Below are 23,694 nucleotides of genomic sequence, written 5' to 3'. Positions count from 1 at the left end.
CTTCCGATAATGTTTATTATGTTAAGTTACTCCAGATAATAAACAAGGTCAAAAAACGATGTGATTTATGCTATAATATATTTGTTTTTGAGAATAGGGTTCCCCTTTTGGGGATTAAAAGGGAAGACGGTGAAAATCCGTCACGGTCCCGCCACTGTAACTGGGGAGCCTTCCTCATAATGCCACTGAGGTGAAAAACCTTGGGAAGGCGAGGAAGGCGATGATCCAGAAGTCAGGAGACCTGCCCTATTCGTAAGATCCAACACCTTCGAGGAAAGGGAGTTGGAGAAGAAAACTCTACCTTCTTTCCTTGGAGGTAGAGTTTAATTTTTTATAAAGGGAGGTTAAATCTATGAAAAGAGTATTAAAATCTCTTATGGTTATTTTAATTATTATTCTTTCGTTTTCTTTTACCAAGATAAATTATCCTTTAGTTATCTATGATGATCTTGGAAGAGTTATAAATATACAAAGAGAACCAAAAAGAATTGTTTCCTTAGCTCCATCCTCCACAGAAATTCTTTTTGCATTAAACCTAAATGACAAAATTGTCGGGGTCACTGATTTTTGCGATTATCCAAAAGAAGCTCAAAATAAAGAAAAAGTTGGAGGGTTTAGCAATCCTAATATTGAGAAAATAGTGAGTTTAAATCCTGATTTAGTAATTCTATATAAAAGTTTTCCTAAGGAAATTTTTAATCAATTAACCCAATTGCTTCCGAATACAAATTTTGTAGTTTTAGATCCAAAGAATTTTGAAGATGTATTAAATAATATTTTACTTCTTGGGAAAATAACAAATAAAGAAAAACAAGCTCAATACATTTATTCTAATATAGTAAGAAGATTAAAGACTGTAGAAAGAAAATTGATCCCTTTTAGGGGAAAAATAAATGTTTTATTTCTTCTTTGGAATGATCCATTTATATCCTGCTCTCCCTCAACTTTTGTGGGTGATTTGTTAAAGAAGCTAAAAGTTAAAAACATAGTAGAAAAGGATACTCCTGAGTATCCTGTATTAAGTGTTGAATATATTATTCAAAAAAATCCTGATATTATAATAATTGGAGAGATGTCAGGAATTTCAATAGAATCCATAATTAAGAAGCCAGAATTTTCCAGTATTTCTGCTGTTAAAAATAAAAAGATATTTTATATAAATGATGATCTTGTTTTTAGACCTGGTCCAAGATTAATCGAAGGATTAGAAACTTTATATAAGATCATTTATGAGAGTAAATAATGCATTATAAAGAATTAGCAATTCTTTTTGTCATCTTAATCTTTTTTATTACTTTATCTTTAATGGTAGGGGAAATATCCTTAAATATTATTGATATTAAGAATGCATTCATAGGAAAAGGTGAATTCATTAAGAAAAATATTCTTTGGAATTTGAGATTACCAAGAACTCTTCTTGCTCTTTTAGTAGGAGGAAATCTTGCCATAGCAGGAAGTATTTTGCAAAGTTATTTCCATAATCCCCTAGCAGAGCCTCATATAATTGGGATATCAGCAGGATCCGCTCTTGGTGCAACTATCTATTTTATTTTTTCAGGAGGAACTTGGGAAATCGATCCGCTAATTACTCCATGGATCTCTATTTTGGGAGCGTTTATTGTTCTTTTTATTTTAATTCTTTGGAATAGAAAATCATTATATAATTCTAGCTTAATTTTATTAGGCGTTTCCTTAAACGCTCTACTCTCATCTTTAATATCTTTTCTCTTATTCAAAAACCAAAAAATTTTTCAAGGAGTATATTTTTGGATTTTAGGAGGATTTAATGGAAAGGGATGGCAACACCTGAAAATTCTATTTACTTATTCTCTCATCTCTCTCCCATGGGCATATCTTTGGAGAAAGAGATTTAACCTTCTAAATCTAACCGAAGAAGAAGCTTATAGTCTTGGTCTTTCTATAAGAAAATATCAAAAGTATTTTTTAATTTTAATTTCCCTTCTTATTGCTCCTTCTGTCTCAGTTTCTGGAATTATAGGATTCATAGGATTAATTGCTCCACATATTATGAGACTTTGGAAAACCTCAGATTTTCAATGGTTAATTCCCTCAAGCTTTTTGTTTGGAGGAATTTTGCTTCTTCTTTCTGATATATTAGCAAGAACAGTTCTTTATCCAGCAGAAATTCCTATTGGAATAATAACTTCTTTCTTAGGAGTACCCTTCTTTATTTTTCTTTTAAGGAAAGAAGAATGATAAGATTAGAAAAAGTAAAAGCAGGGTATAATTCTAATATAGTAATAAAAAACATAAGCTGGGAATCACCCAATATAGGTTTTGTAGGAATCTTGGGGCCAAATGGCTCGGGAAAAACAACTTTATTAAGACTTTTGATTAGATATATTGAACCATGGGAAGGAAAAATTTATATAAATGAAAGAGAAATAAGAAAATATAAACAGGAAGATCTTGCAAAAAATATAGCCTTTTTATCTCAAAAGATAAGTTTTAACCTTTCCTTTTCTGTTGAAGAATACGTATCTTTGGGAAGATATCCCCATCATCCTTACTGGAAAAAACTAAGCAAAAAGGATTTGGAAAAAATAAATGAGATTTTAATTCTAACAGAGACGATTTCTTTCAAAAACAAAAAATTATTTCAATTATCTGGTGGTGAATTACAAAGAGTACATTTGGCAAGGGTATTAGTACAAGAACCAAGAATTTTACTTTTAGATGAGCCTACAAATAATCTTGACCCCTATTATCAAATTTATTTTCTAAACTTTATCCAAAAGTTGAGTAAAGATATATTAGTAATATCGAGCTTTCATGATGTAAATTTAGCAAGCATTTTTTGTGATTATATTCTAGCTATGAAAAACGGAGTAATACTTAATTATGGTAGAAAAGAAGAAATTTTAAATTCCTCTTTATTGAAAGAGGCATACAATTTAAAATTTGAAGAAATAATAACTCTTAACGGAAGAATCTTTTTACCAGTCAGGTAATGGTGTTCTCGATAAGTGTCTATCTATAAGCCACATTCTTATTATTAAGGAAAGAAGAATTCCTAAGATGAATAAAGAGAGGGTTGCAAGGAAAAGTATTGTAAAAGTAAAAAGATAGACTTTGGTTTCAATCTTTCGAGAAGCTAATATAAAATGTTTACTTAGAGTTATTTCTCCTTTAACACTTCCTGGGTATTCTCTAAATGTCCATATATTTCCTAATAAACTGGGAATATTAAAATTGAAAAAGTAAAAAGCAAAAGCGAAACCTGCAATAATTTCATATATTTTATTACTGAAGCCTGTCTTTGTTAAAAACCAAACAAAGATAATGTAAATTATCACTAATAAATTCAAAACCCAAAAACCAATAGAAGATTTTTTCTTTTCTTCCTTTTTTACTTCTTCTTTTCTCCAAGGAGGAATTATTTCTTTCCCTTCCTCTACCCTACCCTCTATACTTACGTATTTCTTTGCATCCTCCTTATATGCTTCTTCTTCTCTTTTAGCTAATCTTTTTCCCCAAAATATTAAAAATAAAAGAAGAAGAGGCATAAACCATGGTTGATATATTAATCCCATTTTTTAAACCTCCTTTAAACTCAGAGATTTATAAGCTAATATAACAGATCTTGGATTATTATTTTCAAATATACCAACACCACTAATTAAGATATTGGCACCCCTCTCTACAACCAAAGGTGCAGTTTTTAAATCTATACCACCGTCTACCATTATATCTAATTTTAAATTTTCTTTTAAAGCTTTTTCTCTCAATTCTTGAATCTTTTTTAAAGTAAAGGGAAGAAACTCTTGACCCCCAAAACCAGGATTTACGGTCATAATTAAAACAGTATCTATTTCTTGTAATAGATATTCTAAAGTAGATAAAGAAGTTGCAGGATTTAATACAAGATATGGTTTTACTCCTTTAGATTTTATATATTTTATCAATCTTTGGGGATGATAGGTCGCTTCAACATGAAATCCTAAATGATCTGTTCCTGCAGAAATAAAAGAGTCTACAAAAATTTCTGGTTTTTCCACCATTAGATGTACATCTATGGGTTTATCAGAAAAATTTTTTAATGCCTTAATTAAACTTGGACCAAAAGAAAGATTGGGAACGAAATGGCCATCCATAATATCTATATGCCAGGCATCTGCAAGATCTTCAACCTTTTTGATAGAATCAGCAATATGTAAAATATCAACTGCTAATAAAGATGGGTAAACTTTAATCATAATGTCATCTCCTTTAAGGTGTTGTATTATTAAACTCCTTCTCTTCTATAGGAGTACGATATGTCTCTACCCAAAGAAGAACATTACTTCCCTTTTCTATATAAAAATTAGCATCAGGGATTTGTCTTACTACAACACCCTCCTCTGAAGGTGTTACTTCTACTCTTAGTCCTAATTTTTCTAATTTATTCCTTGCAGATTCTACAGTTTCAAATCTTAAATCAGGAAGGAGAACTGTTTTTGCAGATTGATTTAACCATAATTCTACAATACTTCCCTCTGGGGCTTTTGATAAAGGATTTTGATCCAAAATTATTAGATCTTCTTTTTTTCTATCCATGAGAATTCCTTGTATTTTAGGTTTAAATCCTTTTTCTACGAGAATTTTTGTAGCAGATATTATATCTTTATTTCTTACATCGGGAACAGAAATAAGTTTTTCTGAAGCTGAATTTATAAATGCGAAAATGGTATATAAATTTATAAATAAAAGTATAATATTAGAGGAAATTAAGAAAATTAGAAAAATTTTAAATCTTTTCATATTTTTCCCTCCATATAAACCTTCCTCTGAGTTGCCCACAACCTGCTTTAATCTTTTCACCTCGAGAAATTCTTAATGTAACATTTATATTATTCTCTTTTAAGTATCTCTCAAATTTTTTTATTCTTAATATAGATGGCCTTTTCCATGAAAACTCAGGAACCTCATTCCAAGGAATAAGATTAACATGTGCAGGTTTTCCTTTTAATAAATTTACTAATTTTTCTGCCATTTCAAGAGAATCATTAACCCTTTCTAAAAGAACATATTCAAAAGATATCCTTCTTCCTGTTTTTTCTGAATAATGCCAACAAGCAGGAAGAAGTTCCTCTAATGGATATTTTTTATTTATTGGAATTAGAATATTTCTTAATTCATTCTCTGGAGCATGAAGAGATATTGCTAAAGTTATTGGAATATTCTCTTCGGAAAGTCTATAAATCTGAGGAACAAGTCCTACCGTTGATAAAGAGATATGACGTGCTCCCATACCAATACTAAGAGGAGAATTTAAAATTTTTATCGACTTTACCACCTCTTCGTAATTTGCTAAAGGTTCTCCCATTCCCATATAAACAACATTATTCAAGTTTTCTCCTCTCTCCATAAGAAATTTTTTACACCATAAAATTTGAGCTAAAATCTCTCCTGAAGATAGATTTCTTCTAAAATCTACAAGGCCTGTGGCACAAAATTTACATTTAAAAGGACATCCTACTTGAGTAGAAACACACAAAGTTTTTCTGTTTTTATGAATTATTAAAACAGCTTCGATAATTTCATTATCCTCTAATTGAAATAGGAATTTGGTAGTATTATCTTCCTCAATTTTGTCCAAAATCTTTGGAATATAAATATAAAAATCTTCTTTTAATTTCTTTCGTAGCTTAATTGGCAAATTTGTCATCTCAGAAAAATCGAAAACTAATTTCTTGTAGATCCAATCCATTACTTGGCTTACTCTATAATCTGGCTCTCCAAGTTCACTAAAATATTGATTTAATTCTTTTACCTCAAGAGAAAGAAGATTATTCTTCATTTTTTAATAAAGAAATAAAAAACCCATCAGTGTTATGTATAAAAGGAATAATCCTCAGAATTCCTGGAAATTTTTTATTGTTAAAAGTAAAAGGTTTAAAATGAAAAGATGGATTTTTTTGGAGAAAAGATAAAACTACCCATTCGTTTTCCTGCCAAGTTAAAGTACAAGTGCTATATAAAATCTCTCCCCCTTTTTTTAAGAGTTTTCCAGCTCTTTCTAACATAGAATATTGAAGCCTTGATAAATTATATATATCTTCCTTTTTTCTTCTCCATTTTATTTCAGGTTTATGTTTTAAAACTCCTAATCCTGTGCATGGAACATCTAAAAGAACTTTATCAAAAGTTCCATTTAGCTCCTCAGGAAGGTTTAATACGTCAGAATTTAAAGTTTTTATTATATTTATGCCTAATCTCTTCGCATTTTTTTCAACAAGAGCTAAACGTGATTTATTAATATCAACAGATAAAATCTCTCCTTCGTTTTTCATCAGCTCCCCAAGATGGGTACTTTTAGTCCCAGGAGCAGAACAAAGATCTGCAATTTTTTCATTAGGTTTTGGTTCTAAGATGATCGAAGTTAACATTGAAGCCTCGCTTTGAATAGTAAAAAAACCTTTTTGAAAAAGATGGAAATTTTCAAAAGGAATTCCTTCTTCTATTATTAAAGCTTGAGGAACTAAATGTCCGTCTTTTACTTCTATATTTTCCTTTTTAAAAAGTTCCTTTAATTCTTCTTTATTAGTCTTTAAAGGATTTATTCTTATAGTGGTAAAAGAAGGGGTATTATTCCATTCTGCTATTTTGATTGCAAAATCTTTTCCTAAATAATCTTCTAACTCCTCTAAAATCCACAAAGGATGACTATATTTGACATAATAAGGAAAATTATCTATATTGATTTTTTCCGAAGATATTCTTCTTACAACTGCATTTATTAAATTTTTTTCTTTTTTTGCTTTAATTTTTGCAATCTCTACAATCTCATTCATAGCAACAGGAATTCTGGTGTTTTTAATAAAATATACGTGATATACTGCCATTCTGAGAAGAATCTTTGCCCACAGAGTAAGATTATCAGGAGATTTTACATAATTTTTCCAAATCTCATCTAGGGTTAATTGCCATCTCAATATTCCATAAACTAATTCCGTTATAAATTTTTTTTCTTTTAAGGATAAATTTAATGAGGGAAGGCTGTTTCTTAAAATTAAGTTAGCATAACCTTCCCTCTTTTCAATTTTATAGAGAATTTCTCCTGCTCTTAATCTTACCTCCATTAATCTCTTCTTCTCATATTAGCTAAAAGTATTAATCTTAATAACTGGAGAAGAGCCATTGCAGCTGCAGCAAGATAAGTCAATGCAGCAGAATTTAATACTGCCTTTACTCCTTCCGCTTCTCTTGCTGTTATCATGCCTGAAGATAATAAAAGTTCTCTTGCTCTCTTACTTGCATTAAGCTCTACAGGAAGAGTAATAAGATAGAAGATTACACCAAGAGAAAAAGCAAGAATTCCAAGATTCATTAAAGATGGACTTCCAAATAAGAATCCTATAAAGAAAAGAGGAAAAGCCATATTTGTTCCTAGAGTTGCTACAGGGACTAGTGTAGAACGAAAAGCTAATGGTAAATAACCTTCTGCATGTTGAATTGCATGGCCAATTTCATGAGCACAAACACCAAGAGCAGAGATAGATTGGGAATAATAAACAGGCTCTGAAAGTCTTAATGTTTTTGTCCTCGGATCATAATGATCTGTAAGGGAACCAGGAGTTAATTCTATTTTCACATCATATAACCCCAAAGATCTTAATAAAATTCTTGCTGCTTCTACACCAGTTATTCCTCGAGAATTGGGAATTTGAGAAAAATAAGAGAAGGTAGATCTTACTTTCCAACTGGCATAAATGGAAAGTATTAAGGCAGGTAACAATATTATATATGTTGGATCAAATAGAAACATATTTCTGCACCTCCTTATTTATTCTAATTTTTCACCTATATTTAGACGATAGCCATTAATAAAATCTACAGCAGACATCTTTTTCTTATTTTCAGGCTTTACTTCTAAAACCCAAAGTATACCATCAATTCCCTTTACCGCAAATCCCTGTTTTTTATCTATAAATATTATACTACCTATAGGAAACTCTTCTATTTTTTCATTTGAATAGTGAGCTCTTAGAATCTTTAGTAGATTTCCTCTAAAATAAGTATAAGCACCGGGTTCAGGAGATAAGGCCCTTATCTGACACCATATTCTTTTTACAGGCTTGTTCCAATCTATTTTCTCTTCAGAAGAAGAAATTTTATGAGCATAAGTCGCAAGACTGTTATCTTGAGGCTTAGGCGTTATTTTTCTTTCTTTAATTATAGGCAAAGTTTCTAAAAGAAGTTCACCCCCTAAATTTGCTAATTTTAATGTTAAAGTTTCTCTATTATCTTCAGGATCAATTTTAATTCTTCTTTCACTCCAAATGGGACCTGTATCTAAGCCTTTTTCCATCTGCATGATACAAACACCAGTCTCTTCTTCGCAATTCCATAATGCTCTCTCAATGGGAGAAGCTCCTCTATACTTTGGAAGTAGAGAAGCATGAACATTTATCCCACCATATGGAGGAATATTTAATAAGTTTTCAGGAATAATTTTCCCATAAGATGCTACAACAAAAATATCAGGCTTTAATTCTGATATAATATCTTCAATTTCTTTATCTTTTAAGGTTTCTGGCTGGAATAGTTTTATATTCTTCTCTAAAGCAAATTTCTTAACAGGAGAAAATTCAATTTTCTTGCCTCTTCCCTTTGGTTTATCTGGTTGAGTAAATACAGCTATTATATTTTCTTTCTCATAAAGTTTTTCTAATATTATTCTTGCAAAGATAGGTGTGCCAAAAAATATAATATTCATGTTTTAACATCCTCTTCTATCTTATCGATAATTAATATCCCATCTAGGTGATCAATCTCATGTTGAATAATTCTTGCGAAGAGATCAGTAGCTTCCATAATTAATTCTCTTCCTTTGAGGTTTTGATATTTTAGAAGAATTTTATCTGCTCTCTTTACAGGAATTTCAACTCCAGGAATACTCAAACATCCCTCTATATCAATATTTTCTCCTTCCTTTTTAATGATTTCAGGATTTATAAAAATATAATCTTTTTCGTCGTAATTTACAACAATTAATCTTACATTTTTTCCAATCTGGGTAGCAGCAAGACCAACACCATTATAGGATTTCATGGTTTCTAACATATCCTCTGCTAATTTTTTGACTTCCTCATCTATTCTTTCTATCTTTTTTGCTTTTTTTCTTAATATAGGATTTTCAATAGTGAGAATTTTAAGTACCATTTTATTACTCCACCTCATCTTCTTACAAAATTTCTTTTACATCTTTATTTATTATAACTTTATAACTTGAAAAGATATCATCTTTAAGAACTAATTCTGAAAGATTTCTAAGAATATTTTTTTCATCCAAAACCTTTACAAGAATCTGATATCTATACTTTCCTCTTAAAATATATGGAAAATAAGGTGCAGGTCCTAGAATTTCAATATTTTCTAAATTCTCTTCTAATCTTTTTCTTATCCTATCTCCTGCCCAAATAAGTTCCTCTTCATCTTCTCCTATTAAAAGAATTTGATGAAGAGTAGAAAAAGGAGGATATTTCAAAGTTTTTCTTAAATTTAGTTCGTGATGAAGAAATATATTATATGAATTCTTTTTTAATGAGTTTAATAAATAATGATTAGGAGAAAAAGTTTGTATTATTATTTCCTTTCCTGGAAAATCACTTAATATTCTTCTTAATAAATTAAAAGTTTTCTCTGCGGTAGAAAAATCAGGAACATGTAGAAAATTATCTAGATTTATTATAATTAACAAGCCTACATTAAGTCTAGGAATCCAAGGTACAATAAGAGAAGTACCAACAATCATTTGGCTTTTATGTAATAGACTCTCATCTTTTACTTCCCAGTCACTATCCCATCTTTGAACTAAACTCTTCGGAAAAATTCTTTTTAAATAGTTTTCTAATTTCTCCGTTCCTATTCCTCCATATGTAAAACTATAACCGTCACACTTAGGACAAGTGGTTATAGAGGATATTCTATAACCACAATAGGAACATTTTAACTCTAATTTATCAGAGTGATAAACAAGAGAAGTACTACAGTAAGGACAATAAAAGGTATAACCACAATCCTGACACTGAATGTAGGTAGAATAACCTAATCGATTCAGGAGAAAAAATACTTGTTTTTGAGATTTTAAGGTTTCAGTTATCTTCATTATAGAATAATAGGATAATACGCTACCCTTCTCTTTTCTCATGCTTAAAATCGTAATTTTACATTTTGAAGAGGTTTTTCTGTAAAACAGGAATTTACCTCGTAAAAAATTATAAAATGAGGAAACCGAAGGTGAGCTACTTCCTAGAAAAACTGGTATTTTTTCTAACTCTGCTCTCTTTAACACTACCTTCCCTATATCAAAACGAGGTTCTCTCTCTCTTAGATTATAAACTTCATTCTCTTCTTCATCTAGAATAATTGTTCCGAGGTTATTAAAAGGCAAAAAAATTCCTTTTCCTGTTGATATTACTAATAAAGGACTTTCTGTTCCTGAGATTTTAAAAATTTGATAAGACTGAGCAGGAGTGAGAAAACCATGAAAGGTATAAAATCTTATCGGAATTCTTTCTATTAAGAAAGTTTGAAAATCTTGGAGAGAATTTAACGTAGGAAAAATCACTAGTATTTGTTTTCCTTCATTAAAATAATCTTTTATTAATTTTAAATAATATTCCCATCTTTCTCTCCTATTTTCTATAAGAAGCAAATATGGAATATTATTAGTATTTTCTTTAAATTTCTCACATTCATCTACGATTTCTTTTTTAATATTCCAATCGCTAGCTCTTGGTTCATAGAAAAACTCTTTTCTAGGATGTTTTTCAATGATTTCTAATTCTATTTCCTCTTCTATTAAATTCATATTTATCAATTTTTTAATTAAATTTTCAGATACTTTTAAATTCTTTTTTATATCTTCTAAGGACTTTTCCTCCTTTAAATATTCTAAAAGTAGCTCTTGTTTTTTTGTGAGTCTTACACCAGAATATTCTTTTCTTTTAAACTTTCTCTTTATTTTTAATTCAACCCCAGAAGGAAAAATATAATTCGCAGATTTGTAAAGAGAATTTTCATAATACTCGCTAATCCAATTAATAAGAGAAATTAGAGATTTAGGAAGAGAAGGAATTTTCTTTAAAATTAAATAAACAGGTTTAATGGAAATAGAATCTTTAAGGATACTATCTTCTAATAAGTCCCAAATATAACCTAATACCTTTCTTTTTTTTAATGGAACAATAACAGCATTTCCTATTAAGTTATCCTTTTTAAATTCTTCAGGTATAGAATAGTAAAGGAAATCTTTTTCAGGAATTCTAGTATCAAAAAGAATTACTTTAGATATCAGCACTCTTTAAGATTTTATAGCTCTTCCTCCTCATAAGTTACTTTATCGTTAATTATCTCTTCAAGAGCTAGAGTTAATACATCTTTTGCCATAATTTGTCTTAAAAATTTAAGCTCTTCATTAATTTGTCTCGCTCTTTTTGAAGCTAATACTGTTAAAATATATTTATTTGGAACTTTCTTTAATAATTTATCTATTGATGGTTCCTTCATCTTCTTCACCTCCTAATTTCTTAATCCAGTATTCTGCTTTTTCTTTTGTCAATCTGCATCTTTCTGCAGTAATTATTGCTTTTACCTCTTCTACTGCAGAATTTATATCAGAATTTACAACTAGATAATCATAATAAAAAATTTTAGAAATTTCAAGAGGTACATTCTTCCATCTTATATCAAGATCTTCTATTTTTTCTGTTTCTCTCTTTAACAATCTATTTTTAAGTTCTTTTAGAGTAGGAGGAACAATGAAAATTAATACTGCATTTTTAAAATTTTTTTTAATATTCAATCCTCCCTGAACATCAATCTTTAATAAAACATCTTTTCCTTCATTCAAATTTTTTTCCACAAATTCTCTTGGAGTTCCATACAAATATGAATGAACTTTTGCCCATTCTAAAAATTCTTTTCTTTCTACCATGCTCTTGAAAGTTTCTTCGTCTACAAAAAAATAATCCTCTCCATTTTTTTCACCTATTCTCATTGGACGTGTTGTTACGGAAATTGATTTAACTAAATTGGGTACTTCTCTTAGTAATCTTTCTAATATAGCATCTTTACCAACTCCTGATGGACCTGAAAGAACAAAAAGAATTCCTAACTTTTTCATTTTTCTTCCTCTTCGTTTGTTCCCTCAATTCTTGAGGCAATAGTTTCTGGATGAAGCGCAGATAAAACTATATGCCCACTATCTAATACTAATACTGCTCGTGTTTTTCTCCCATAAGTAGCATCAATAAGTTCATTTCTTTCTCGAGCATCCGCTAAAAATCTTTTTATGGGAGCAGAATCAGGACTAATTATAGCTACAATTCTTGAACTTACAACCATATTCCCAAATCCAATATTTATCAATTTAACTCTTATACTCATAAAGACCCACTCCCTATTCTACATTTGATATTAATTCTCTTATCCTTTCCAGTTCATTTTTAATTTCTAAGGCATATTCAATAATTTTCGTTTTTGAAGCTTTGCTCGAAAGAGTATTTATTTCTCTAATCATTTCTTGTACAATAAAGTCCAAATACTTTCCAATATATTCATCTTTCGTCATTTGAGATTTAAATTTTTCAACAAAACTTTTAAGTCTTTCTAATTCTTCATTTATATCTGACTTCATGAGAATTAATGCCATCTCTTGAAGAAGTCTTTCTTTTTCTATGGTTATGTTCCATTCCTCTATCTTTTTATGAAGAATATTTTTAATCTCGGAGCGAAAATGTATATCTTCTTCTTCAATTTTTCTTAAATTTTCTTCTATATTTCTTAAACATACTTGTACTGATTTCTCAATATCTTCTCCTTCTTTTTTCTTCTCCTCAACAAAAAGTTCTAAAAGTTTATCAAACTCTTCTTTGATTATAGTTATTTCTTCTTCACTAAAAGTTCTTGGTTCCATCATAAATATTTGGGGATTTCCCAAAATTATCTTCCAATCTTCTATTTTTTCAGGCTTTTTAGTTATTTTTTCAATTTCCTTCAAGATTTCTTCCAAAAAAATAGTATTTATTTTGGGAAGAATATCAACATTATTGATTATTCTTAAGGAAAAAATAACAAGTCCCCTTTTTATGGTCTTCTTTATTTTTTCTAAAAAGTGCTTTTCTAAAAATGTTAAACTTTGAGGAAGACTAATTTTAGTTTCTAAGAATCGGTGGTTATATCCCTTAAACTCTATATATAATTTAAGAGTTCCAATGGAAATTTCTTTATAACATGAAGCGGTCATTCCTCTCATTTTATGGTTAAATTATCATAAAAAGAAACTTTTGTAAAGAATAAAATTTCTATGCTAAAATTTTCACTATGAGAAAGTTAGTTTTAAGTTTACCAAGTGGAGATTTTCCCCTTCCTAATTTTCTTCCTGACGGAACAAAGGGAGTCGTACGTTCTTTAGACTCTCAGGATCTTCTCAATATTGGTGTAGAAGGCTTAGTTTTCAACACCTATCATCTCATGTTAAAGCCTGGAGTCTCTGTAATAAAGGATTTTGGGGGTTTAAAAAATTTTATAAATTGGAAAGGAATTATCTTGACTGATTCTGGTGGATTTCAATTATTTTCAATAATAAGAGAAAATTCGAAATTGGGAACCATAAGAGAGGAGGGAGTGATATTTAAGCCAGATAATAACAAAAAAATTATTCTTACACCTGAAAAGGTAATTCAAAATCAATTCATTCTAAAATCTGATATCATGATGATATTAGACTATTGTACTCATCCTAATGATTCCTATGAAATAAACAAATTAGCGGTTAAATTAACCGTAAATTGGGGAAAAAGATGTAAAGTAGAATATGAAAAATACATTAAAAATATAGAAGGAAAGAAACCATTAATTTTTGGAATAATACAGGGTGGAATTAATAGGGAATTAAGAAAAGAGTGTGCAGAGTCTCTAATAGAAATTGGATTTCATGGATTTGGTTTTGGAGGATATCCTATTGATAAAAAGGGAAATCTTATTATAGACATTCTTCAATATACGGCAGAACTTATACCCAATAATCTTCCAAAGTATGCTATGGGAATAGGAAAGCCAGAAAATATAGTCCTTTGTAGAAAATTAGGTTACGATCTTTTTGATTGTGTAATACCAACAAGATTTGCGAGAAGAGGAGAATTGTTTATATTTAATGATAATCTAGATAGGCTAAATATTGAAGATAAAGAGTTTTATACTTTAATAAATATCTTAGATGAAAAATATATTAGAGATAAAAAACCTATTTCAGAATTTTGTGATTGCTATTCCTGCAAGAATTATAGTAGAGCATTTTTACATCATTTATTTATAATTGAGGATCCCTTGGCTTTTAGACTTGCTACAATTCATAATCTCAGATTTTACATGAAATTAATGGAACTTTTATGCAAAAAGATTTAATATCAAAAATTTTAAATAGTAAAAAGTACAGGCATATCTGTCCTGATGTAGTAATAAATATTTATGAAATAGAAAGTAAAAAATTTAAGAAACAGAAAGATATTTTGAAGTCTGTTAAGCGAAGATTACATCAGATATATGGTTCTTTTTTAAAACCTTATGAATATAGGAAAATTGAGAAATATTTAGACTTAATATCTGATAACAATTTAAAGAATATTTGTAAAAAGATATTAGAAATTCATACATCTACTAAAGAGAGACTATCTTTTTATGAAGATCTTTATAGAGAAATTTTTGAGGTTACAGGAATTCCTAAAAGTATTTCGGATCTTGCTTGTGGGCTTAATCCTTTTTCTATTCCTTTTATGAATCTAAATAAATCAATAAACTATTTTGCATATGATATTGATGAGCAACTTATAAATTTAATAAACAAGTTTTTTAAAATAATGAATTTTCCATCTCTTGGAATCTGCCAGGATATAATTTTCAACCCTCCTTATGAAAATACAGATTTATGTTTTATTTTTAAATTTCTTCCTATTATTGAGAAAATAAAAAGGAATTTTATATTAGAATTTTTAAAGGGTTTAAATTCTAGATTCATTATAATATCTTTTCCTTTAAAAAGTCTAACAGGTAAAGAAAAAGGAATGTTAGAGCATTATAATAAATTTTATATAACTATAATCGAAAAATTCTTTAAAATTTTAAAAAGCATTTCTTTTCAAAATGAGATTTTTATAATCATAGGAAAATAGTATGGGAAAGCTTTACGTAATTGCGACTCCTATTGGAAATTTAAAAGATATAACTTTGAGAGCCTTAGAAACTCTTAAAGAATGTGACATTTTAGCGGTTGAAGATACGAGACATACTTTAAAATTACTCAATTATTATAATATCAAAAAAAAGATGATTTCTTACCATAAATATAATGAGAAAGAGAGAATAAAGATATTAATGAAATTTTTAATTGAAGAAGATATGAAGGTGGGTTTAGTATCAAACGCTGGAACCCCATGTATTTCAGATCCAGGATATGTAATTGTAAAAGAAGCAAGAGAAAGAGGAATAGAGGTTATTAGCGTATGTGGTCCCTCTGCTATTACCTCTGCTTTATCTGTTTCTGGCCTTCCCTCCGATCATTTTCTATTTTATGGCTTTCTGCCTAAAAAAGAAAAAGATAGAGAGAAAGTCCTTGAAGAAATAAAAGAAAAGAAAATAGAAACTTTTATTTTATTTGAATCACCTAAAAGAATAATTTCATTGGCAAGATCGATTTACAAAATATTCCCCTCTTCAAAGGTATGCTTTTGTAATGATTTGACAAAAATTCATGAAAAAATATACTATGGTCCAATTAAAATTGTTTTGGAACAATTAGAAAATAATCCCTTTTCTCATTTAGGAGAATATACAGTTATAGTATATAATGAATATGAAAGAGAAAATAAAGAAGTAATAATAGAAGCTTTAATAGTAGAAACAATGATAAAGAACAATCTAGATCTAAAATCTGCTATGGAATATGTTTCAAAAAAATATAAAATCTCCAAGAAAGAAGTCTATAATAAAGTTTTAAATATAAAATCTTTATTTAAGGAGTAAGGAGGACATAAAATGGTAATTGCTTTAGATGCGATGGGTGGAGATTTTGCTCCCTATGAGATAATAAAAGGAGCTGTTGAATGTGCAAAAGAATTCAAAATAAAAACAATATTGGTAGGAAAAAGCGAGCAGATAAAGGAAGAATTAAAAAAATATGACTATCCTCAAGATCTTATTGAAATTCATCACGCATCTCAAGTTATAGAAATGAAAGAACATCCTGCTTTTGCAGTAAGAGAAAAGGAAGATTCTTCAATAGTTGTTTCTATAAAACTTCTTAGAGACAAAAAAGTTGATGCTGTAGTTTCTGCAGGAAATACTGGTGCTGTAATGAGTTCTGCTCTTCTTTATCTTGGAAGAATTTCGGGTATTAAAAGACCTGCTATTGCTACTATAATTCCCACTCTTTCTGGTAAACCTTCTCTTTTACTAGATATTGGAGCAAATGTAGATTGTAAAAAAGAATATTTAGAACAATTTGCTATTATGGGTAAAGTATATATGGAGGAAGTATTTAATATTTTAAGTCCTAGGATAGGACTTTTAAACATCGGCGAAGAAGAAGGCAAAGGAAATATTCTTTCTCAGGAAACTTATGCTCTCTTGAAAAGTAATCCTTTACTAAATTTTGTAGGAAACGTGGAAGGTAAAGATTTGTTTAATTCTTTAGCAGATGTAATTGTATGCGACGGATTTGTAGGCAATGTTTGTATAAAAACTGCTGAAGGGGTTGCAGATGCTTTGTTTACTCTATTATCTTCTGAATTGAAGTCATCTCTCTGGAGCAAAATACTTGCAGGAATGTTAATACCTAAATTTAGAAATGTAAAAAAGAAACTAGATTACAGTGAATATGGTGGTGCACCTCTTCTTGGGGTAAATGGAATTGTAATAATATCCCATGGGAGATCTAAAGCAAAAGCAATAAAAAATGCTATTAAATTGGCTCAACAGGTAAAAAATCAAAATTTAGTAGAGAAAATTAAGAGTGGAATTTCTCTTATAAGGAGGGAAGAAAATGAGCGAGAAATTTGATAAAATCCTCGAGATAGCCTTAGAAAAAAATGCTTCGGATATACATCTAAAACCTTGGGTTCCTCCAGTGATCAGAGTCTTAGGAGATATTATTTTTTTGGATGAAGAACCTTTAACCCACGAAGAAATAAGAGATGTAGCATATTCTTTAATAAGACCAAGTTTTATTAAAATCTTTGAAGAGACAGGAGAATTAGACTTTGCTTATGAGAAAGATGGTAAAGTAAGATTAAGGGGAAATGTATATTTACAAAGAGGCTCTATTGCTATTTCTCTTCGACTTATTCCACTGAAGATTCCATCTATTGAGGAGCTTTCTTTACCTCCTGTATTAAAAACCTTAGCAGAAAAAAAGTCAGGCTTAATATTAGTAACAGGTCCTGCAGGTTGTGGAAAGTCCACAACTTTAGCAGCTATGATAGAATACATCAATTCAAATTTTAGTCTAAAGATAATTACTATAGAAGATCCTATAGAATTTGTTTTTCTAGATAAAAAATCTCTAATTACCCAAAGAGAAATTGGAATAGATACAAAATCCTATAATTCTGCATTAAAAATGGCTTTAAGAGAAGACCCCAATGTAATCATGGTGGGAGAATTGAGAGATTTGGAAACAATTAGTGTAGCATTGCAAGCGGCAGAAACAGGTCATTTAGTGTTAAGCACAATACATACTACTGATGCTGTTACAACTATAGAAAGAATTATAGATAGTTTCCCTCCTTATCAGCAAAATCAAGTAAGATTACAACTTTCTAATGTTCTCCAAGGAATTATTTCTCAAAGATTGCTAAAAAGAAAAGATAGAAAGAGTTTAATACCCGCCTGCGAAATTCTTTTAGGAAATTTAAGCGTAAAAAAATTAATTCGAGAACAGAAAACTTACGAAATACCTAGAGTTATTCAAGAAAGCAAAATAGAAGGAATGCAAACTTTTAATCAACATCTTCTAGAACTTTATAGAAAAAATTTGATAGATGATAAAGAAGCACTATTAGCAAGTCCTAATCCTTCTGATCTTTCCTTACTCATTAAAGGAATTACTCCTGGCTTATAGTTTCCTTCTGAATAACCTCGTCCTTTTCTATATCTATTATAGATATTTCTTTGTTTTCGATAAAAGCAATGGTCCTATAAGGAGTTTTAGGAAGAGAAGGACTCCCAGGATTTAATAAAATCCTGTTTCCCTTTCTTTTTAAAACAGGTGTATGGATATGACCAAAGATTAAGATGTCTAATTTATAATTATCAAGGATATTCCAGAGTTCTTCTTCATTTTTATTTTCACCATGAGTTAAAAGAATCTTCAAGTGGGATAGAAAAATAAAGGAATAAGGAGAAAGTAAAGGATAATTTAGAACAAGTTGATCCACATCTGCATCACAATTTCCTTTACTTATTATAACGGGTATATTTAAGCTATTCATTATTTCTGCAAGCTTTGCAGGAGAATATTCCTTAGGTAATGGATTTCTAGGCCCATGATAAAGCACATCTCCTGCATGTAAGATCATATTTGATTTTTTAACATATTTTTCAATATAATTCCAAAAATAAATATCTCCATGGGTATCACTCATTACCAAAATTCTCATAATCTACCTCCCTAAACTTAATCTTTCCCATAATGGTCTTGGTAAACCCAATATTTGCATCTTTTTTTGGGTTATTTCAACTAAATAATCCATTCTATAAACCTTGAATATACGTTTAACAGTATCAAAGACTCCAAAACTGGTCTTCCAATTTCCATCTCTTGGTTGTCCAACACTCCCTGGATTTATAAGATATTTGTAGTTTAATTTTATTTCAACTTCTCCACCCTTTGCTAAACTTAAATATTTTATTTCTCCATTATTTTCAGGAGAATAAATAAAAACCCCTGCAATATGAGAGTGTCCGAAAAAATATATATTTTTATCCATAATTTGAAAATTTGCTAAAACCGCGTTATAGGTGACAAGATATTCTTCTAAGGGATTTCTATAACTTCCATGTACTATTCCACCCCAATTCAAATCCATTTGTAAAGGTAATTTGTAAATAAATTCAAAGTTTTCCTTTGTAAGAACTTCCTTTGTCCAATCAATAGCATATTGTGCTAAGGGATTAAAATTGTTATAATCTAATCTTCCCACACACGCTGCATCATGATTTCCTAATACTGATATTTTTAATTTTCTTATATAATTAACACATTCATTGGGATCAGGTCCATATCCCACAATATCACCACAACAATATATTTCATCTACCTCTTTTTCTAATTTTTTAATTGCAGTATCTAAGGCTTCCCAGTTACTATGTATATCAGAAATAAAACCTATTTTCATCTTAAAATATTTAAGTCTCTCTCTAAAGGTTCTGATATATCCATATGACCTGCTAAACTTTCTATTATAGCAGAGTCAATTAAAATTTGAACTTTTTTGATAAATGGTAATTCTGTTAATGTATTTACAATACTATAAATAGTTAAAATTTCTCCTAAACTTCCTCCTGGATGGTTTTTCTTTAACTCTTTAGAAAAATTTACATAAGCAATGTCTTTTTTAATTGAAACTCCAAGGATTCTTGTTCCTGATGGGATAGGAGTTTTCAGTTTGCTATTTCTAGGTCCTTTTATTAATTCCATTAGAACTTCTTTTACTATTTCGTCTTTTTTAAATAAAAACTTCCATTTATAAAAGGAAAATTCTCTTTCTTCGGGTATCAATTCCAAAGATTTAGGATCAAAATAGTATATATTTATGATACTCTTTTCTTTTATAATTAAAAAAAGAATCAGAGTTGTAGAAATTAAAAATAAAAAGAGAATAAGAAATTTCTTCAAAGAAAGTCCTCCTTAAAATATTATCTTCTGTTAGGCCTACCAATTACCTCATCTATAAATCTCAAGAATTCATCATTGTTTCTTGTTTCTCTCAATTTTCTTTTAAGCATTTCAATAGCTTCTCCTTCTTCTTGTCCTAACAAACTTCTTCTCAAGATCCAAATTTTTCTTAATTTTTCTTCAGGATAAAGAAGTTCTTCTTTTCGTGTTCCAGAACGAGTTATACTAATCGCTGGGAATATTCTTCTATCTGCGATCTTTCTATCTAAAACTAATTCCATGTTTCCTGTTCCTTTAAATTCCTCAAAAATTACATCATCCATTCTACTTCCAGTTTCAATCAATGCCGTAGCTAATATAGTTAAACTTCCTCCATTTTCAATATTTCTTGCAGCGCCAAAAAATTCCTTTGCATGATGTAAAGCAGCAAGTTCTACTCCACCGGAAAGAGTTCTTCCACTAGAAGGAACAGACCAATTGTAAGCTCGTGCCAATCTTGTTATACTATCTAAGAGAATTACGACATGTTCGCCATATTCTACTAATCTTTTTGCTCTTTCCAAAACAAGCTTCGCGACCTGAATATGTCTTTCTGGGGTTTCATCAAAAGTGGAACCTATAACTTCTCCTTGCACCGATCTTCTAAAGTCTGTAACTTCTTCAGGTCTTTCATCAACTAGTAAGACAAATAGTTTTATCTCTTTATGATTTGCAGTAATACCATTTGCAATTTTCTTCAACAAAGTTGTTTTTCCAGCTTTTGGAGGGGATACAATTAAACCCCTTTGTCCTTTACCTATAGGAGCTAATAGATCAATGAGTCTTGTATCTAACTCATCTGGGGTTGTTTCCAATTTTAGTCTTTCAGTAGGGTGATAAGGAATTAGATCATCAAATTTAGGTCTTTGACGAGAATGAAGAGGATCTCTTCCATTTACTGTATCAATTCTTAAAATAGCATACCATCTTTCATTTTCTTTTGGAGGTCTTACCATTCCTCCAATCCAGTCTCCGTATCTAAGTCCAAATTTTTTGATTTGAGACGCAGAGATATAAACATCTTCCTCGCTGGGTTTAAAATTTTTTCGAATAAACCCAAATCCCCCTTCCTCCTTTATTTCCAAATATCCTTCTCGATATACACATTCGAAGCCGTCAATTATCACTTTGTCTTTTTTCTCTTCCTTTTCCTCTTCCTGTGCTTCTTTTGTTAAAACTGACACTTTCTCTTCAGTTTCTTTCTTTTCTTCTATTTCCTTAGAAGATTCCTTAGATTTTAGAATTAAAGCCTGTATTAATTCATCTTTTGTCATGCGATAATATCCAGTAATTTTAAGTTCTTTAGCAATTTCTACTAACTCTGCTCTTGTTTTAAGACTTAATTCTTCCTGAGAAATCATGTGAGACCTCCTTTTCTGGGAAAATTTTTAATTAAAATACAAAATTTTCAGGTTTTTTTCTAAAAAATGAAAAAGCATATTTGATTTAACTTCTTCACTGATCAAAATAGTATAAGATAAAAATTTATAAAAGTCAAATTTTTAAACAAAAATTAATAGCATTTCGAGTATCCACAAACTCTACAAATAAGACAACCTTCTTGAGCATCAAGGGGAGTTCCACACTCTGGACAAGGAATTCCTGAATATTCGTTTTCTCTTTTTTCTTCTATTTTTTTGTCAGGAAATAAAAAAAGATTATTTTTAGATGTATTTTTTCCTTCTTTTAGATTTATATATTTTTCTAATGCCTTAGCAATAGCATCAGAACATGAAAGAATATATTCTCCTTCTTCATCTCTTGTAGGACTAGGACAACGGATTGCCTTCAGTTGTTTTATTATTGAACTTAAATCAATACCACTTCTTAGAGCTAAGGAAATGAGTCTAGATATTGCTTCCGTTTGGGATGCTGCACATCCTCCTGCCTTTCCAAGAGTTGAAAAGATTTCACATATTCCCATTTCATCCTCATTAATAGTAACATATAAACTTCCACAGCCTGTTTTCATTTTTAAAGTAATACCCTTCGTAATTTGAGGACGAGGTCTAGGCTTAAGTTTTTCTCCCATATTTTTTCCCTCAAAAACCTTTAAAACTTGAGTCGTTCGAGATTTATCTCTATAAACAGTGACTCCTTTCAATTTCAATTCATAGGCTAAAAGATAAATTTTTTTAACATCTTCTTCAGTTGCAGAATTTCTAAGATTTACTGTTTTTGATACGGCATTGTCTACATATTTTTGGAAAGAAGCTTGCATCAAGAGATGATCCTCTGGGGATATATCTAAGGCGGTGACAAAAATCTTTTTCGCAGAATCAGGAATATCGTCTATTTCTTGAATAGAACCCTTTTCTATTACTTTTTGAATCAAAGAATCAGAGTAAAGATTATTTTTCTCCAAATAGTCTTTAAAAAGAGGATGAACTTCTAGCCATTCCCCAAGACTTATTTTTCTTCTATATGCTAGAGCAAAGATAGGCTCGATTCCTGAGGAACAATTTGCTATGATACTTATACTTCCTGTAGGAGCAATAGTAGTTAAAGTAGCATTTCTTAGTTTTAAGTTAAGATTTTTATAAATACTTTTATCCCAATTAGGAAACACTCCTCTTTCCTCTGCTAGTCTTTGAGATTCTTCTCGAGCTTTTTCTAAAATAAATTTCATGATTTCTTCTGCAATATTTCTTCCTTCATGGGAATTGTATGGGATTTTTAGTTTGATTAATAAATCATGAAATCCCATTACTCCTAAGCCAATCTTTCTATTTGCTTTTGTAATTTCTTCTATTTCTTTTAAAGGATAATAATTAGCATCTATTACATTATCTAAAAAGTGGACTGCATTATAGACCGTCTTTTTTAATTTATCCCAATCAATTTCATATTCTCCATTTTTTTCCTTTACCATTTTACTTAAATTTATAGATCCTAAATTACATGATTCAAAGGGAAGAAGAGGTTGTTCTCCACATGGATTAGTAGATTCAATCTCTCCAATCTCAGGAGTTGGGTTCTTTCTATTTATTTCATCGATAAATATTATTCCAGGTTCTCCATTTTTCCATGCTTGTTTAATAATTAAATCAAAAACTTCTCTTGCTTTTAATTTTTTCACTACTTCTTTATTTCTTGGATTAATTAATTCATATTCTTCGTCTTTAAGAACTTTTTCCATAAAGTCATCAGTTACAGCTACAGATATATTGAAATTACTTAAGATTCCTTCTTCATCTTTTACCTTTATAAATTCAATAATATCAGGATGATCTACCCTTAGTATTCCCATGTTTGCTCCTCTTCTTACTCCACCCTGTTTTATGGTCTCTGTAGCAGAATCGTAAACTTTCATAAAACTTACAGGCCCAGAAGCAATCCCACCTGTAGTTCTAACAATATCACCTTTTGGTCTCAATTTTGAGAAGGAAAAACCTGTTCCTCCTCCTGATTGGTGAATCAATGCTGCATATTTTAAAGTATCAAAAATACTTATTAGAGAATCTTCTATAGGTAAAACGAAACAGGCTGATAATTGTCCCAAGGATCTTCCTGCATTCATTAATGTAGGGGAATTAGGAAGAAATTCAAGGGATATCATCATATTATAAAATATGTCCTTTATCTCTTCTATGTTTGCTTTTGGATTATAAAGAGTGTCAACTTTGGCGATAGTTTCTGCAACTCTTTCGAACATTTCCTCGGGTGTCTCAATAACTTCTTTTTTTTCATTCTTCTTTAGATATCTTTTTTCTAAGACAAGTAAGGCCTGAGGTGTTAATTCTAATTTTCTTTTCATA

General features: G+C 29.8%; 26 protein-coding genes and 1 riboswitch. Of the genes, 8 read left to right on the top strand and 18 right to left on the bottom strand.

What is annotated here, in order from left to right; all coding sequences use genetic code 11:
• Nucleotides 1–79 precede the first annotated feature (79 nt).
• A riboswitch (cobalamin riboswitch) is annotated at nucleotides 80–264 on the top strand.
• Between the two features lie 88 nt (nucleotides 265–352).
• The 3 genes from NZ841_05905 to NZ841_05895 are packed head-to-tail and all read left to right on the top strand — an operon-like array spanning nucleotide 353 to nucleotide 2,972.
• Nucleotides 353–1,243: a cobalamin-binding protein gene (locus tag NZ841_05905; GenBank protein ID MCS7202290.1), complete on the top strand. Its 891-nt coding sequence runs from the start codon at nucleotides 353–355 to the stop codon at nucleotides 1,241–1,243.
• The gene (locus NZ841_05900) at nucleotides 1,243–2,217 is read left to right on the top strand and encodes an iron ABC transporter permease (protein ID MCS7202289.1); all 975 of its coding nucleotides are present in this window, start codon (nucleotides 1,243–1,245) and stop codon (nucleotides 2,215–2,217) included. Before NZ841_05905 ends, NZ841_05900 begins: the two co-directional genes overlap by 1 nt.
• On the top strand, nucleotides 2,214–2,972 hold the full coding sequence (locus NZ841_05895) for an ABC transporter ATP-binding protein (GenBank protein ID MCS7202288.1): 759 nt from the start codon (nucleotides 2,214–2,216) through the stop codon (nucleotides 2,970–2,972). Before NZ841_05900 ends, NZ841_05895 begins: the two co-directional genes overlap by 4 nt.
• Here NZ841_05895 and NZ841_05890 read toward each other — a convergent pair.
• The 13 genes from NZ841_05890 to NZ841_05830 are packed head-to-tail and all read right to left on the bottom strand — an operon-like array spanning nucleotide 2,958 to nucleotide 13,261.
• Complete coding sequence (locus NZ841_05890; GenBank protein ID MCS7202287.1) at nucleotides 2,958–3,554, bottom strand: hypothetical protein; 597 nt, start codon at nucleotides 3,552–3,554, stop codon at nucleotides 2,958–2,960. The genes NZ841_05895 and NZ841_05890 overlap by 15 nt on opposite strands.
• Nucleotides 3,555–3,557: 3 nt before the next feature.
• Nucleotides 3,558–4,217, bottom strand: coding sequence for a ribulose-phosphate 3-epimerase (gene rpe, locus NZ841_05885; protein ID MCS7202286.1), 660 nt, complete (start codon nucleotides 4,215–4,217; stop codon nucleotides 3,558–3,560).
• A 13-nt stretch (nucleotides 4,218–4,230) separates the two neighbouring features.
• Nucleotides 4,231–4,761, bottom strand: a complete 531-nt coding sequence (locus tag NZ841_05880) for a PASTA domain-containing protein (GenBank protein ID MCS7202285.1) — start codon at nucleotides 4,759–4,761, stop codon at nucleotides 4,231–4,233.
• On the bottom strand, nucleotides 4,748–5,800 hold the full coding sequence (rlmN, locus tag NZ841_05875; GenBank protein ID MCS7202284.1) for a 23S rRNA (adenine(2503)-C(2))-methyltransferase RlmN: 1,053 nt from the start codon (nucleotides 5,798–5,800) through the stop codon (nucleotides 4,748–4,750). Before rlmN ends, NZ841_05880 begins: the two co-directional genes overlap by 14 nt.
• Nucleotides 5,790–7,082 carry a 16S rRNA (cytosine(967)-C(5))-methyltransferase RsmB gene (gene rsmB / locus NZ841_05870; GenBank protein ID MCS7202283.1) on the bottom strand — a complete coding sequence of 431 codons (1,293 nt, stop codon included), beginning with the start codon at nucleotides 7,080–7,082 and terminating at the stop codon, nucleotides 5,790–5,792. Before rsmB ends, rlmN begins: the two co-directional genes overlap by 11 nt.
• Nucleotides 7,082–7,768 (bottom strand): zinc metallopeptidase, encoded by a 687-nt coding sequence (locus tag NZ841_05865; protein ID MCS7202282.1) that lies wholly within the window; start codon nucleotides 7,766–7,768, stop codon nucleotides 7,082–7,084. Before NZ841_05865 ends, rsmB begins: the two co-directional genes overlap by 1 nt.
• 18 nt (nucleotides 7,769–7,786) lie before the next feature.
• Nucleotides 7,787–8,719, bottom strand: coding sequence for a methionyl-tRNA formyltransferase (gene fmt, locus NZ841_05860; GenBank protein MCS7202281.1), 933 nt, complete (start codon nucleotides 8,717–8,719; stop codon nucleotides 7,787–7,789).
• Nucleotides 8,716–9,165: a peptide deformylase gene (gene def, locus NZ841_05855; GenBank protein ID MCS7202280.1), complete on the bottom strand. Its 450-nt coding sequence runs from the start codon at nucleotides 9,163–9,165 to the stop codon at nucleotides 8,716–8,718. The genes fmt and def overlap by 4 nt, the downstream gene beginning before the upstream one ends.
• 22 nt (nucleotides 9,166–9,187) lie before the next feature.
• Nucleotides 9,188–11,305 carry a primosomal protein N' gene (gene priA, locus NZ841_05850; protein MCS7202279.1) on the bottom strand — a complete coding sequence of 706 codons (2,118 nt, stop codon included), beginning with the start codon at nucleotides 11,303–11,305 and terminating at the stop codon, nucleotides 9,188–9,190.
• Between the two features lie 11 nt (nucleotides 11,306–11,316).
• Complete coding sequence (gene rpoZ, locus NZ841_05845) at nucleotides 11,317–11,514, bottom strand: DNA-directed RNA polymerase subunit omega (GenBank protein ID MCS7202278.1); 198 nt, start codon at nucleotides 11,512–11,514, stop codon at nucleotides 11,317–11,319.
• Nucleotides 11,492–12,130 (bottom strand): guanylate kinase, encoded by a 639-nt coding sequence (gene gmk / locus NZ841_05840; GenBank protein ID MCS7202277.1) that lies wholly within the window; start codon nucleotides 12,128–12,130, stop codon nucleotides 11,492–11,494. Before gmk ends, rpoZ begins: the two co-directional genes overlap by 23 nt.
• Nucleotides 12,127–12,387, bottom strand: a complete 261-nt coding sequence (locus tag NZ841_05835; GenBank protein ID MCS7202276.1) for a DUF370 domain-containing protein — start codon at nucleotides 12,385–12,387, stop codon at nucleotides 12,127–12,129. Before NZ841_05835 ends, gmk begins: the two co-directional genes overlap by 4 nt.
• Before the next feature lie 19 nt (nucleotides 12,388–12,406).
• The gene (locus NZ841_05830; GenBank protein MCS7202275.1) at nucleotides 12,407–13,261 is read right to left on the bottom strand and encodes a DUF1732 domain-containing protein; all 855 of its coding nucleotides are present in this window, start codon (nucleotides 13,259–13,261) and stop codon (nucleotides 12,407–12,409) included.
• A 68-nt stretch (nucleotides 13,262–13,329) separates the two neighbouring features.
• Between NZ841_05830 and tgt the strand changes: the two genes are divergently transcribed.
• Genes tgt through NZ841_05805 form a run of 5 tightly spaced genes read left to right on the top strand, consistent with a single transcriptional unit; the run spans nucleotide 13,330 to nucleotide 18,121 of the window.
• Complete coding sequence (gene tgt / locus NZ841_05825; GenBank protein ID MCS7202274.1) at nucleotides 13,330–14,412, top strand: tRNA guanosine(34) transglycosylase Tgt; 1,083 nt, start codon at nucleotides 13,330–13,332, stop codon at nucleotides 14,410–14,412.
• Entirely contained in the window at nucleotides 14,397–15,176 is a 780-nt protein-coding gene (locus NZ841_05820; GenBank protein MCS7202273.1) for an Rmt family 16S rRNA (guanine(1405)-N(7))-methyltransferase, read from the top strand. Before tgt ends, NZ841_05820 begins: the two co-directional genes overlap by 16 nt.
• A 1-nt stretch (nucleotide 15,177) precedes the next feature.
• Entirely contained in the window at nucleotides 15,178–16,026 is an 849-nt protein-coding gene (rsmI, locus tag NZ841_05815) for a 16S rRNA (cytidine(1402)-2'-O)-methyltransferase (protein MCS7202272.1), read from the top strand.
• A 12-nt stretch (nucleotides 16,027–16,038) separates the two neighbouring features.
• Nucleotides 16,039–17,061: a phosphate acyltransferase PlsX gene (gene plsX, locus NZ841_05810; protein ID MCS7202271.1), complete on the top strand. Its 1,023-nt coding sequence runs from the start codon at nucleotides 16,039–16,041 to the stop codon at nucleotides 17,059–17,061.
• Nucleotides 17,045–18,121, top strand: coding sequence for a type IV pilus twitching motility protein PilT (locus tag NZ841_05805; GenBank protein ID MCS7202270.1), 1,077 nt, complete (start codon nucleotides 17,045–17,047; stop codon nucleotides 18,119–18,121). Before plsX ends, NZ841_05805 begins: the two co-directional genes overlap by 17 nt.
• On the opposite strand, the gene yfcE is transcribed toward NZ841_05805, so the two are convergent.
• The 5 genes from yfcE to NZ841_05780 form a co-directional block, all read right to left on the bottom strand.
• Nucleotides 18,105–18,659 carry a phosphodiesterase gene (gene yfcE, locus NZ841_05800; GenBank protein ID MCS7202269.1) on the bottom strand — a complete coding sequence of 185 codons (555 nt, stop codon included), beginning with the start codon at nucleotides 18,657–18,659 and terminating at the stop codon, nucleotides 18,105–18,107. The genes NZ841_05805 and yfcE overlap by 17 nt on opposite strands.
• Nucleotides 18,660–18,662: 3 nt before the next feature.
• On the bottom strand, nucleotides 18,663–19,397 hold the full coding sequence (locus NZ841_05795) for a metallophosphatase family protein (protein MCS7202268.1): 735 nt from the start codon (nucleotides 19,395–19,397) through the stop codon (nucleotides 18,663–18,665).
• Nucleotides 19,394–19,897, bottom strand: coding sequence for a GerMN domain-containing protein (locus NZ841_05790; protein ID MCS7202267.1), 504 nt, complete (start codon nucleotides 19,895–19,897; stop codon nucleotides 19,394–19,396). The genes NZ841_05795 and NZ841_05790 overlap by 4 nt, the downstream gene beginning before the upstream one ends.
• Before the next feature lie 20 nt (nucleotides 19,898–19,917).
• A complete protein-coding gene (gene rho, locus NZ841_05785; protein MCS7202266.1) occupies nucleotides 19,918–21,297 on the bottom strand; it encodes a transcription termination factor Rho in 1,380 nt (459 codons plus the stop codon).
• A 152-nt stretch (nucleotides 21,298–21,449) separates the two neighbouring features.
• Nucleotides 21,450–23,693: a vitamin B12-dependent ribonucleotide reductase gene (locus NZ841_05780; protein ID MCS7202265.1), complete on the bottom strand. Its 2,244-nt coding sequence runs from the start codon at nucleotides 23,691–23,693 to the stop codon at nucleotides 21,450–21,452.
• Nucleotide 23,694: the final 1 nt, after the last annotated feature.

This window comes from Dictyoglomus sp., assembly GCA_025060475.1.
Classification (GTDB): Bacteria; Dictyoglomota; Dictyoglomia; order Dictyoglomales; family Dictyoglomaceae; genus NZ13-RE01.
The sequence above is the reverse complement of the archived record's forward strand: the minus strand, read 5'-3'. Positions and strand labels throughout refer to the sequence as shown.